This is a genomic window from Sphingobium sp. (assembly GCF_041987595.1).
Classification (GTDB): Bacteria; Pseudomonadota; Alphaproteobacteria; order Sphingomonadales; family Sphingomonadaceae; genus Sphingobium.
This window is the reverse complement of sequence record NZ_JBHIWJ010000123.1, coordinates 1-11,119: the sequence shown is the minus strand read 5'-3', so window position 1 is coordinate 11,119 and position 11,119 is coordinate 1. Positions and strand designations below refer to the sequence as shown.

The window sequence follows — 11,119 nt, the reverse complement described above, 5'->3', positions numbered from 1 at the left end:
TGTCCTCTCAAATATATGCCACTGCATTGCCGTTGGGAGGAGCATTGGCAACCTGTCAAACGGCAGGTTCGGGATGCACCTCGACATAGAGGCGCGTGAGCTTGAGCGCAGCGATTTTCCACTGTCCGTCCTGACGCACATAGCGTTCGGTATAATGGCCGAAACCGGTGATCGACTGACCGCCGGGGATCGGACATTTGCCCGGCGCCCAGACCACCCGGTCCTGCATCGCCGTGATCATGTCCGCCTCATCGCCGCGCAGGTCGATTTCCGACGAGTGGATCTGATGCGCCGAGCATGCGTCGATGACCGCGGAACGCACCTGCTCCAATATGGCGGCGTGCCCGCTCATCGGGGGATTGCCGGTGTCCTCCTCCACATCCAACACCGCATCGGGCGTGAACAGAGAGAGGAAGCCATCCCAGTCCTTGGTGTCGAGAAAGCGGCAATAGCGCGCCTTCACATTGCGGATCGCCTCATAGTCGAGAAGTCTGGCCAGTTCGTCGCTCATTGGTTCCCCCCTCACCAGATGATGCGCGTGTGCGCGCGGAGCGTGCGTTCGCGAAGCGCTTCGGCGCGCGCGTCCGGTGTCACCAGTACAGTGTCGGCGGGCAGATGGCTGCGCACGTCGGCGAGCTTGACCTTCTTCATCGTCGGCGTGGGCCGCTCGTCGGTGTTGAACCAGCGCCCCTGCACAGCGCCGCTGGCATAGCCCGATGTGTCAAGCCAGTTGTGAACGCCCGGATCGTGCGCGGAAATGACCGCGCGAAAATAACCGTCGCCATCGACCACGGCCTGCGCCGCATTGAGGCTGGACTGATTATGATACCAGTCGGTCGTCTCATAGAGTTCGTTGGTCAGGATCAGCGACCAATAGTCGACTTCCCTGGGGATCTGCACCTCAGTTATCAGCGCCTCGTCATCGGCCAGATCATAGGCGCCCTCATAATAGGACTGCCGGGCAAGGCCCGTCATCTGCGAGAAGTCGACGACCTTCAGCGTGTTGATCAGCCCCTCGTCGCGCAGTTTCTGCACCTTGTCGGGAAAGGCCAGCGCACAGACCGTCGCCGTGGCGGGAATCTCGGCAAAACGATGCGCCAGTTGCGCCAGCGTCGGGCGTCCCTTGGCGGCGTGATCGGCATCCAGACGCACGATGCCGAAGCGCGGCTCGCGCTCGACACCCCAGTCGCAGGCGACGATCCGGACCATCAGCTTCTCGGTCGCGGGTTTTAGTTCCCACCAGTCGCCATCATAGCCGGCGGGACGCGTCGGCGAGAGGATGACATCGAAGGCCCCATCGGCACCGATATGCAGATCATTGAAATCATTGGCGTCCTGTGCGGGATGATGCTGGCCGGTGCGCAGCGTGTCCGGGCCAAGCTGAGCCAGGATCATCATCCGCGTCGTGCCGCGATCGCCCCGGATGCGATAGGTCCCGCCCTTTTCGATCAGCGCCGCCTTGTAGATCGTATCCGCATTAGGCTGAAAGATATTCTGGCAGATATTGAGTTCGGGCACGAAAATCGGGTGACTGCGATCATGCATGATCGCGTCGTTGGTCGTCCGCAGCACGCCCGACAGCAGCAGGCGCATCGATTCCTGCATAAGCTGTGGATCGCCGCGCAGCCTTTCCGGGATACGGTCGCGCATCAACTGGCCCAGGGGGCGAAGCTGGTCGAGCAAGTCTTCCCATTCGAAAATGCCGTTGTCGCTCATCTCATTCTCCACCATCTTCTTCCGGTTGACGGCCGACGCCCCGGCAACCCTGCCCGGCAGCAGAAGCCCGGCCAGGGTGGCGGACACGCCCGCGCAGATTTCCCGCCTAGTCTGTGGCAAGCAATTGTCTCAGCGCCGCTCGCCGCCCCGCGTCGACACCTGCCGCCTCGAAATAGCCTTCGATCCCGCCCCAGCGCGTCACGACCATATCGAGCGCCCGCGTGAGGAAATCATCCTGCACACCGATCAACACCGCCACCATGTCGTCGGGCGGAACGAAGCCGAAGGTCTTTTGCAGATCGCGCTTGAGATGACCCGACACGCGCAGATTCTGGCCGAATATATCGGACTTGCGATAATCCTCGACAATCACGGGACGCGACACTGCGAGCAGGTCTAGGAACAGGGCGACGACGACACCGGTGCGATCCTTGCCTGCAGTGCAATGGACCAGCATCGGCGTGTCATGAGCCAGCAGCGCGTCGACCATCAGCGGCAGATGGGGCAGAAAGGCCTGCGGCATCAGGCCGTAATTATGCGCCATCACCTCGGCGGCGCGCGCGGCGGTCGGCTCGTGACCGAGCGACATCCACATATCTTCCCCCTGCGCGCGCAGGTCCGTATTCATGTCGAGGTCGAGCATCCGGCAATCCGGGCCGCACCAGTCATGAGGCGCCGCATCCCTCTCGATCGTCGATCGGAGATCCGCCACCGAGCGAAAGCCCAGGTCCGACAGTTCCGCATGATGATCCTCGAAAAAACTGGCCGGGCCTTCGGACCGGAACAGGATGCCGGACCGGACCTGCCCTCCGCCCGCGGTCGGCAGGCCGCCAATGTCGCGGAAATTGAGGCGGGACAGGGCGATGGTCATGCAATCAGTCCTTTACTGGCGGATAGGTGGGGACGACGGCGCGCATCTGCGCCAGAAGGTCGGGCGCCATCCAGACATGCTCGACATAATGGCCCAGCGTCGCGCGCTCGTCGGTATAGATATATCGCAGCACGTCGCCTAATGCGCCCTCGAACACAACCGGGTGCCGCGCCAGGTCGAGCGAGGCGACATGCGCCTCCCAGTGGGCAAGCGGTCCGTCGATCCGGGTCGCGACATGATGAAAGCGAATGGCCAGGTCATCGCCCTCGGGCAGAAAATCGCTGAACAAGGGGGCCGTGTCGCCCACCGGTTCGATCAGTTCGACCTCCACGCCGCCGACCACCGCCAGCGCGATCTTCAGCACCGGCTTGCCGGTCGGGTCTTCGCCGGGCTGGATGTTCGACAACTCGAAGAAGCCGGGCGTGCCATAAGCGTCCTTGAGCGCGGCCATCGCCGCGTCGAGATCGTTGGTGACATAGGCGACCTGGCAATGCTGGCTGTTGGGCCGGGCGAACATGCATATCTCCTGCTATTATCGACAGTCCGTCGGTCAGTTGGCGGACATCTTCCCCCCGTCCACGACCAGCGTGTCGCCAGTGTGATAGGCCGCCATGTCGCTCGCCAGATAGACGACCGCGCCTTCCAGATCGGCCGGCTTGCCCGCTCGCCCGAGCGGCGCCTTCGCGGCGACCACGTCCGCAATCATCTTGCCAACCTCCGGGTCTGCAAATGTCATCTCGGTTTCGATGAAACCCGGTGCGATGACATTGCAGCGCACGCCGATCGGACCGAGTTCGGCCGCCAGCGCCTTGGCGAGGGCATTGAGCGCGCCCTTGGCAATGCCATAATGGGCCATGGTCGGCACGCCCTGGAAGATCGAACCGCTGCCGCAGATGATCAGCGAGCCCCCCGGATCGCCCGCCTCGGCGCGCGCCTTCATATGCCGCGCGCCCTCCCGCAGGGTGAAGACCGCGCCATCGAGATTGACGTCGATCAGCTTGCGATAGGTGGCGACGTCCATGTCCGTGAACGGCACCCGGCTGGCGATACCGGCATTGGCGACCACCGTGTCGACCCGGCCCATGGCATCGAGCGCGCGGGCGAAGCCGGCAACGATCGCGGGTTCGCTGGCGACATCGACCACGTCAGCGAACACCCGCACCCCATGCGCGCGCAACGCCGCTGCCGCCTCCTCATTCCTGTCGGCGCGCCGCCCCCAGAGGATGACGTCACTGCCCGCGCGGGCGAGGCCGCGGGCAAAGCCGAACCCCAGCCCCGAATTGGCGCCCGTGATCAGCGCCACCTTGCCGCTCAGATCGAACAGGTTTTCCGGCACGTCCAATTCTCCCGTTGGCCGCTCGAACATAGGCGGCGCTTTGGCGCAACATTGCTGGCGACCGCGCCGATGGACAAGGGGGGCCAGTTTCGCGATCGCGCCAATGCCATCGCGAAACGGCCCTGCCTTCAATGCATCATGCCTTCACGAAACTGCCGGGGCGTCAGGCCGGTCGCCTTGCGGAAGGCGGCTGAAAAGGCGGCCGCGCTGTCGAAGCCGCAATCCCAGGCGATGACCTTGATCGCCGGGCCGGCCTGGCGCAACAATTGCTTTGCCCTGTCGATCTTGCGGTCGGCGACATAGCGGGTGAGCGTCTGCCCCGTAGCAACCTTGAACTGGCGGAAGAAATGACGGGTGGAAAGGCCGCATTCCGCCGCCAACTCGGCGACGGATGGGGGCTTACCCGGCTGCTCGATGCGATCGCCGATGCGTTGAAGCTGGGCCCGGGACATACCGCTCCCCCGTATTTCGGTATCGCTGCCCGAAACGCGCAGATAGCGCTGCAACTCGATCGCGGCCTGAAGCCATATCGCCTGTGTCAGCATCTCGCTGCAAAAGCCGGGCTGCGCAATTTCGCCTGCAATGCGCCGCAGCGCCTCACGCACAGCGGGGCTGCGAACGTCGAGCGATGCCTGCAAGGCGTCGTTCGACAGATCCGGCTCGTCATGATCGAAACCCATCCCGTCGAAGCCGCAGCATATCGATGTCTGCTCACCCTCGCCCCACTCGGTATGAAGTTCGCTTCGGGCCGGGACGAACAGCACGTCACCCAGGGCGCTGGCTCTGCCCTCTCCGATCCCGCCATAGCCGCCACAGGGACGACCGGGGCGAGGAGACAGCGCGAGATCCAGAAAGCTGCGGGGCGACGAAAATATCCCGCCCTGCAGGCCACGGAAGCGATAATGGTGCAATTCCATCACCACGCCGGGCAGCGCGATCCGGCCCCGAACCGTACACTCCATGGCCGGTGTGACGGGCAGATCATAGACCTGGGAAACAGCGTTCATCTAAACTCTCCGAACAGTTTCGCGTGCCGCGATGCCATCCTGCGCAGCATGGCGCTTTTGCGGAGCATTTGGCGCAGTGGCGATGGCTGCGCACCTTGCGGAAGAAAGGGTCCGTGCTTTTAGATGGCGCATCGATAAAAGGAGAGCGACATGGGCAGTCCCGCGCAGGAAGAGGCCGCGCGCCGTAACATCATTGACATTACCGACCTGCATCACCCCGTGCTGACCGATGTCCAGATGCAGGTGATGGCCGGGGCCGAAGCGGCGGCCGATCAGATCGTCCTCCAGCCGGAGGTCATTTTGACTGCGGCGCAGGCGCAGACCGGGCTGTCGGATTTCGGCGCGGACGATTTTCGCGAACGGCTGGCCGTATGGTGCCAGGCCGTGGACGAGGATGCCAACGCCTCGGCGGTCACGCGCGCCAATCTGTTCCAGATGATGATCCGCTTTGCCGCGACCCGCCTGCGGATCGAGGACATAGTGAAGCGCCACCCGGAGATATTGGACATCCAGATCGTCCGGCCGATCATCGTCGCGGGCCTTCCCCGATCGGGCACGACGCATCTCCTCGGTCTGCTGTCGGCCGACCGCCGGTTCCGCTCCCTGCCCTGGTGGGAAGCGATCGCGCCGGTTCCCGCCCCTGACGAAACCCCGACACCTGAGGATAGCAATCCCCGCTGGACCAAGGCGGAACAGGGCTGGCGGATGATGGAATCCATCCTGCCCCATATGGCGATCATGCACGAATTTTCGCCCGATCATATCAGCGAGGATATCGAGCTTCAGGCGGTCGACTTCTCCTCCTATCTGATCGAGTGGCTCGCGCATGTGCCGCGCTGGCGCGATTATTATCTCAGCCACGACCAGTCGGGCACCTATGCCTATCTGAAGAAGGGCCTTCAGGTCCTGACATATCTGAATGGCTCGAACCGCTGGGTCATCAAATGCCCGCAGCATATGGAGCAGTTACCCGCCCTCTATAAGACCTTTCCCGACGCCACCTTCGTCCTGACCCATCGCGATCCGGTCGGATCGATCCGGTCGCAGCTCACCATGTATAGCTATGCGGCGCGCATGTTCCGCAAGACGGTCGATATTCAGGAACCGCTTGGCTACTGGCCCGACCGTTATGAGAAGCTGCTCCGCGCCTGCGTGCGGGATCGCGACATCCTGCCCCCCGACCGGACGATCGATGTCTATTTCCACGACTGGATCAGAAATCCCGACCCGATCCTGAAGGAAATCTATCGTATTGCCGACATCCCCCTGACCGATCAGGCGCTGGCCGATCTGCACAGCTATCTGGCCGAGCATGGCGAGCAGACAAAGGGCAAGATCGTCTATGATCTGGAACGCGATTTTCATGTGACCGGCGAGGAATTGCGCCGCCCCTTCGCTTTCTATTTCGATCGTTTCCCGGTCCAGGTCGAGGTGAAATAGCCAATCTCACAACCTGCCTTTCGACAGGAGGGAAATCAGTGCGCCCTGATTAGGAGGGGGCATCGATTCCGATTCCAGCAGAGGAATGCCATGCCCGAATTGAATGTCATTACCCGTGACGGCGCCCAGCAGACGATCAAGGCATCCGCCGATACGTCAGTGATGGAAGCCATCCGTGATTCCGGTTTCGATGAGTTGCTGGCGCTATGTGGCGGCTGTTGCTCCTGCGCGACGTGCCATGTCTATGTCGACCCGGCCTTCGCTCAGTCCCTGCCCCCGGTATCGGACGATGAAAGCGATCTGCTGGATGGATCGCCGCATCGCAACGACTATTCGCGCCTGTCCTGTCAGGTCATGATGTCGGAAGCGCTTTCGGGCCTTACGATCACCATCGCGCCTGAAGACTGAGCATAACGCACCACCCCTGAATGAATGAGAGAGGACTATCATGGCCTGGAAAGAAGATATTCGTGAACAGCTCGACGTGTCGGATTCGACCGTACTGACCGACAAGCAGAAGCAGATGGTCAAGCATTGGACCGACCTGCAGGAAACCCTGAATGCCGGCGACTTTGACGGCATGGATCGATTTTTCCATCCCGAATTTCGCTACGGCAACCCCAACCGGCCGGATCTGGGCACCTATGAGCAGTGGAAGACCTCGCCGGTCGCGCTCTACAAGACCTTCTTCCCCGCCGCCTACAAGACCATCGACGCGGTCGGCAAAGGCGACGATGAAATCTGGATCTACGCGACCCATTATTGCAAGCATGTCGGCGGCCCCTATATGGGCGTGCAGCCGACCGGCAACGAGTTTCAGGTCAACTGGTTCTCGATCGTCAAGTTCAAGGACGACAAGATCATCAGCATCTTCAGCATTTCCGACGTGCTGACCATGCTGAAGGACATCGGCGTGGTCGAAGTCCCCCAGCCTGTCGATCCCTATAAGTAAACAGATGTGCCACTGCCCTTCTTCCGCGTCGGTCAGGCGACCGGAGGAAGGAGGGCGGCGAGCAGGAAGGCGGCCAGGCGATCGGCATGCTCGGCCGCATGCATATCATCCACTTCCTGCCCGGCCCCCAGCCGCTGCTGCATCGGCACGGCACAGAAATAATAGCCGACCCCCTGCACCAGCAGCGCCATCAACGCCGCCGTCGACAGGCCGTGAACCGGCCGCTGCAACCGCACCGCGTCGAGCAGACCATCGAGCCGCCGCTGGAACGGCAGCACAAAATGTTCGACGATATGGTCAAGCCGCCAGGTCGAACGGCAGCCTTCCACATTGGTCAGCGACACGATGTCGCCATTGCTCGTCGCCCACAGGCAGAAACGCTGGATCAGATGGCGCAGCCGCACTTCCGGATCGGCCGGCTCGTCAAAAGCGGCTTCGACGAAGGGCGAGGCCTGCGCCATGCGCCAGTCGACCGCGCGTATCCACAGATCCTCCTTCCGGCCGAACCGGACATTCAGGAGATTGTGGCTGACCCCAAGCCGCTTCGACAGATCGCGCAGCGTCGTTCCCTCATAACCGCGCTCCGCGAAGGTTGAGAAAGCCAGGCCCAACAGCTTGTCCTCATCCACGGCCTGGGCGGCATTGAGGGCGGGACGGCCGCGGGTGCGCTGGGGACGATCGAGCATCTGCAGATCCATAGTGAAAAGACGTTGACATATAAATTGTCATCCGTCAATTTAATCGAAAGGAGAGTGGATAGCGCTATGAGTCTCGATTCTGATCTTTGGTGGGCTGTCGCACGGTCCGAGGAAGTGACCTCCGAAAAGCCGCTGTCCGTCGATATCGGTGATCAGCCGGTCGTGCTGTGGCGCGACAATCACGGTATCGCCCGCGCGCTGGAGGATCGCTGTCCCCATCGTCGCGCCCCGCTATCGCTGGGCTGCATCCGCGACAATGGCTGGATCCAGTGCGGCTACCATGGCTGGAGCTATGACGGCGAGTCGGGACGCCTGAAGGAAATCCCGAACATGAAGGACCAGCAGAAATTCCCGCCGATCTACAAGGCCAATGCCTTTGGCGTCAGCGAGCAGGCGGGCTTCGTGCGGGTCTGCCTCAATCCCAAGGCGGAAGCGCCGCTCAGCGCCGATCCCAAATACACCTATGTCGGTACGGTCAACGTCAGTTGCAGCCATCAGGAATATCTGAATGCGCTTTATGACGATCCGAGCCTCGTCATCGCGATCCGCGGTGTCCGCTTCAGCCCCTATCTGATGTCGGAACTGCATGAGGAAGGCGGGATGCTGGTGATGGAGCGCAATTGCCAGTGGCACCCGCTGCATTGGCCGTCGCATTTCGTGGCCGAATTTCCGCTTACCCTGCTGACGCGCACCCATCCGCTGACTGGCGAGACGCAGTTGACGCTGCGCGACGACCAATTCAACGATCTGCTCCACGCCGTTCTTTCGCCCGTCCCCTCGGCGCGGGGGGTGACAGCCGTCCGCTGGCGGGCCGAACTGGGCGTTCGCCATCCGGGCGTGCGCGGCGCGGTGCTGCGCGGGATCAACCCGCTGTCGGTGCTCGCATCGGTCGACGGATCGAAACTGCGTGCCACCAAGCCCACCGTCTCGCTGCATGGCGAGGATCTGCGCAAGGCAATGCTGGAAAGCGCCCCCGCGACCCATGATCAGACCGTAGCGGCCTGAAGGAGGATTTGAAGATGCTCGAAACCGCCGATCGTCCCGTTTCGCACGACGACAATTCCGCCGCGCCATCAGGTGGCAACCCGATCGCCCTGAACGCCATCAACCGCTGGGTGCCGCATAATCTCGTGATGCGCGACAGCTGGTTTCCGGTGGCGCATGATTATTCCGTGACGGGGAAGCCCGTCCGCCGCGCCATCTATTCGCACCCCATCTTCCTGTGGCGCGACAATGGCGTCGCCGTCGCCAGCGAATTCCATCCCAATGAGCGGATCGCACGCGACAAGAGCGAATTTACCGACGCACGCGGCCGGTATCCGGTGATGGAACATTATGGCGTGGTCTGGGTGTGGTTCGGCAACCCGCTGGCGGCAGACCCGGCCCATCTCCCCAGCCTGCCCTTCCTCCCTCCCAAGGGTGGCCTGCCGCGGCACATGACCGCGACCGTCCGCTTTGAGAGCGCCGCGCCGATCAGCCTGGAAAATCTGATCGACCTTACCCATGCCGACTTCCTGCATGCCGACGTCGTCGGCGACGAACGGTCGGACAGCGAAACCGTGGAAACCTTCTACGACAGCGAGACCGTCACCATGGTCCGCACCTGCGTCAACAAGTCGGTCGCCCCGGTGATGAAATTCTTCAGCGGCATCAAGCAGCCGACCCAGAATGTGCGGCAGGTGATCCGCATCTATCTGCGCTCGCACTGCGCCATCGCCTATGGCCGGTTCAGCCCCGGTGACGATGTGCCGCTGTTCCACCCCTGCACGCCCGAAACGCGGGACCGCACGCGGATGGAAATGGTCATGAACACCTCCAACGCGGGCCTGATGTTCCGCCATGTCATGCCCAAGGCGGGTTACAAGGTGTCGCGGCAGGACAGCTACATGACCTCGCCGCAAAGCCCGCGCTATATGCGCCATACCGACCGCAAGGACCTGCACAGCAAGTTCGACCAGGCCGGGCAGCGCTATCGCATGGCGATGATGGAACTTGCCGACCGGCAGGCGAAGGGCGACTTCGCCTATCGCGACAATGTCAGTGCCGATTGCAGCGACATCATCGGCCTGCGCAAGGAACTGTTCCAGTTCTGATCTGATCTCTCCCCATGGGCGGACGGCAGCGTCCGCTCCTTTTTTCCTTTTTCGGAGTCGCCATGTCCAAGCTCGTCAATGCCGTCGGCGGCGAACGCCGCTGGTGGGCCGTCATGCCCACCCTGCCCGCCCCCGCCATGGCAGGTATCGGCCAGCAGATGGAACAGGCGGGTTTCGAGGGCTGCTTTTCGCTGCAAATTTACGGCCCGCCCTTCGTTCCGATGGCTGCCACCGCCGCGCTGACGAACAGCCTGAAGGTCGGCACCGGCGTCGCTATTGCAGGAACGCGCAGTCCGGTGGAAACCGCCTACGCGGCGATGGACGTCGATCGCATTTCCAATGGCCGCTTCGTGCTGGGGCTGGGCTCCAGCATCAAGAGCTGCGTCACGGGCATGTATGGCGAACCCGAACGCAAGCTGCTGTCCCACCTGCGCGAAAGCGTCAAGGTGATCCGCTATGTCATCGCCAACGCGCATAAGGGGCTCGATCCGATCGAGGGGGAATATTTCTCCGCCGATTTTGAGGAAATGATGCTGACCGCGCCCCCGGTGCGGGAGGAGATTCCGATCTGGATCGCGGCGCTACAGGACAAGATGACTGCGCTTGCGCTGGAAATCGGCGACGGCCTGATGGTCCATGCCCTCTGGTCCGCGGCCTATACCAAGAGCCGAATGCCTTTCATCAACGATAAGCTGGCCCAATATGGCCGCAGGCGCGAAGATATCGAAATCAACGCCTGGCCTTGGATCGCGGTCAATGATGACAAGCAGAAGGCGATCGACGACAGCCGCGCCACCGTCGCGGCCTATTCCGGATACAAGGAATATGAGCCCTTCTTCGAGGCGATCGGCTTTGGCGATCAGGCGCGCGCCTGCCAGTTGAGCCTGGGTGAGCATGGCGACATCGCCAAGGTCATCGGCAATGTGTCCGATGCGATGGTCGAAGCCTTCGTGACCTGCGGGCCGGTGGACGAAGTTCTCGAAAAGATCGAGCCGTTCTGGGATGT

The 11,119-nt window shown here is 62.3% G+C and carries 13 protein-coding genes; 6 read left to right on the top strand and 7 right to left on the bottom strand.

What is annotated here, in order from left to right; genetic code table 11:
* Window positions 1-55: 55 nt before the first annotated feature.
* From ACFC3J_RS20175 to ACFC3J_RS20150, 6 genes are all read right to left on the bottom strand, one after another.
* A complete protein-coding gene (locus ACFC3J_RS20175; protein ID WP_066562961.1) occupies window positions 56-511 on the bottom strand; it encodes a nuclear transport factor 2 family protein in 456 nt (151 codons plus the stop codon).
* Window positions 512-522: 11 nt separating this feature from the next.
* Complete coding sequence (locus ACFC3J_RS20170) at window positions 523-1,803, bottom strand: DUF1214 domain-containing protein (RefSeq protein WP_375197805.1); 1,281 nt, start codon at window positions 1,801-1,803, stop codon at window positions 523-525.
* Window positions 1,804-1,822: 19 nt separating this feature from the next.
* On the bottom strand, window positions 1,823-2,587 hold the full coding sequence (locus ACFC3J_RS20165; protein WP_066562965.1) for a tyrosine-protein phosphatase: 765 nt from the start codon (window positions 2,585-2,587) through the stop codon (window positions 1,823-1,825).
* 4 nt (window positions 2,588-2,591) lie between these two features.
* Window positions 2,592-3,104 (bottom strand): VOC family protein, encoded by a 513-nt coding sequence (locus tag ACFC3J_RS20160; RefSeq protein WP_102999864.1) that lies wholly within the window; start codon window positions 3,102-3,104, stop codon window positions 2,592-2,594.
* A 33-nt stretch (window positions 3,105-3,137) separates the two neighbouring features.
* Window positions 3,138-3,929: an SDR family NAD(P)-dependent oxidoreductase gene (locus ACFC3J_RS20155; RefSeq protein WP_066563899.1), complete on the bottom strand. Its 792-nt coding sequence runs from the start codon at window positions 3,927-3,929 to the stop codon at window positions 3,138-3,140.
* A 122-nt stretch (window positions 3,930-4,051) separates the two neighbouring features.
* A complete protein-coding gene (locus ACFC3J_RS20150; protein WP_375197804.1) occupies window positions 4,052-4,930 on the bottom strand; it encodes a helix-turn-helix transcriptional regulator in 879 nt (292 codons plus the stop codon).
* 150 nt (window positions 4,931-5,080) lie between these two features.
* On the opposite strand from ACFC3J_RS20150, the gene ACFC3J_RS20145 reads away from it, so the two are divergent.
* From ACFC3J_RS20145 to ACFC3J_RS20135, 3 genes are all read left to right on the top strand, one after another.
* Entirely contained in the window at window positions 5,081-6,370 is a 1,290-nt protein-coding gene (locus ACFC3J_RS20145) for a sulfotransferase (protein ID WP_176598277.1), read from the top strand.
* A 90-nt stretch (window positions 6,371-6,460) separates the two neighbouring features.
* Window positions 6,461-6,778, top strand: a complete 318-nt coding sequence (locus ACFC3J_RS20140) for a 2Fe-2S iron-sulfur cluster-binding protein (RefSeq protein ID WP_066562971.1) — start codon at window positions 6,461-6,463, stop codon at window positions 6,776-6,778.
* A gap of 40 nt (window positions 6,779-6,818) precedes the next feature.
* Window positions 6,819-7,322 carry an ester cyclase gene (locus tag ACFC3J_RS20135; protein ID WP_066562972.1) on the top strand — a complete coding sequence of 168 codons (504 nt, stop codon included), beginning with the start codon at window positions 6,819-6,821 and terminating at the stop codon, window positions 7,320-7,322.
* A gap of 32 nt (window positions 7,323-7,354) precedes the next feature.
* Here the strand turns inward: ACFC3J_RS20135 and ACFC3J_RS20130 are convergent, their stop codons facing one another.
* Window positions 7,355-8,008, bottom strand: a complete 654-nt coding sequence (locus ACFC3J_RS20130) for a TetR/AcrR family transcriptional regulator (protein WP_237230091.1) — start codon at window positions 8,006-8,008, stop codon at window positions 7,355-7,357.
* A gap of 78 nt (window positions 8,009-8,086) precedes the next feature.
* Between ACFC3J_RS20130 and ACFC3J_RS20125 the strand changes: the two genes are divergently transcribed.
* The 3 genes from ACFC3J_RS20125 to ACFC3J_RS20115 all read left to right on the top strand — a co-directional run.
* Window positions 8,087-9,025 carry a Rieske 2Fe-2S domain-containing protein gene (locus tag ACFC3J_RS20125; RefSeq protein WP_375197803.1) on the top strand — a complete coding sequence of 313 codons (939 nt, stop codon included), beginning with the start codon at window positions 8,087-8,089 and terminating at the stop codon, window positions 9,023-9,025.
* A 14-nt stretch (window positions 9,026-9,039) separates the two neighbouring features.
* Window positions 9,040-10,113: an aromatic ring-hydroxylating dioxygenase subunit alpha gene (locus ACFC3J_RS20120; protein ID WP_066563901.1), complete on the top strand. Its 1,074-nt coding sequence runs from the start codon at window positions 9,040-9,042 to the stop codon at window positions 10,111-10,113.
* A gap of 62 nt (window positions 10,114-10,175) precedes the next feature.
* Window positions 10,176-11,119 (top strand): LLM class flavin-dependent oxidoreductase (locus ACFC3J_RS20115; protein ID WP_375197802.1); only part of this gene is annotated, 944 nt, incomplete at its 3' end.

Excerpts from the sequence above, each read along its gene's own strand:
- ACFC3J_RS20165 (WP_066562965.1), bottom strand. The coding sequence starts at position 2,587 with ATGACCATCGCCCTGTCCCGCCTCAATTTCCGCGACATTGGCGGCCTG.
- ACFC3J_RS20145 (WP_176598277.1), top strand. The coding sequence starts at position 5,081 with ATGGGCAGTCCCGCGCAGGAAGAGGCCGCGCGCCGTAACATCATTGAC.
- ACFC3J_RS20160 (WP_102999864.1), bottom strand. The coding sequence starts at position 3,104 with ATGTTCGCCCGGCCCAACAGCCAGCATTGCCAGGTCGCCTATGTCACC.
- ACFC3J_RS20150 (WP_375197804.1), bottom strand. The coding sequence starts at position 4,930 with ATGAACGCTGTTTCCCAGGTCTATGATCTGCCCGTCACACCGGCCATG.
- ACFC3J_RS20130 (WP_237230091.1), bottom strand. The coding sequence starts at position 8,008 with ATGCTCGATCGTCCCCAGCGCACCCGCGGCCGTCCCGCCCTCAATGCC.
- ACFC3J_RS20135 (WP_066562972.1), top strand. The coding sequence starts at position 6,819 with ATGGCCTGGAAAGAAGATATTCGTGAACAGCTCGACGTGTCGGATTCG.
- ACFC3J_RS20125 (WP_375197803.1), top strand. The coding sequence starts at position 8,087 with ATGAGTCTCGATTCTGATCTTTGGTGGGCTGTCGCACGGTCCGAGGAA.
- ACFC3J_RS20140 (WP_066562971.1), top strand. The coding sequence starts at position 6,461 with ATGCCCGAATTGAATGTCATTACCCGTGACGGCGCCCAGCAGACGATC.
- ACFC3J_RS20175 (WP_066562961.1), bottom strand. The coding sequence starts at position 511 with ATGAGCGACGAACTGGCCAGACTTCTCGACTATGAGGCGATCCGCAAT.
- ACFC3J_RS20120 (WP_066563901.1), top strand. The coding sequence starts at position 9,040 with ATGCTCGAAACCGCCGATCGTCCCGTTTCGCACGACGACAATTCCGCC.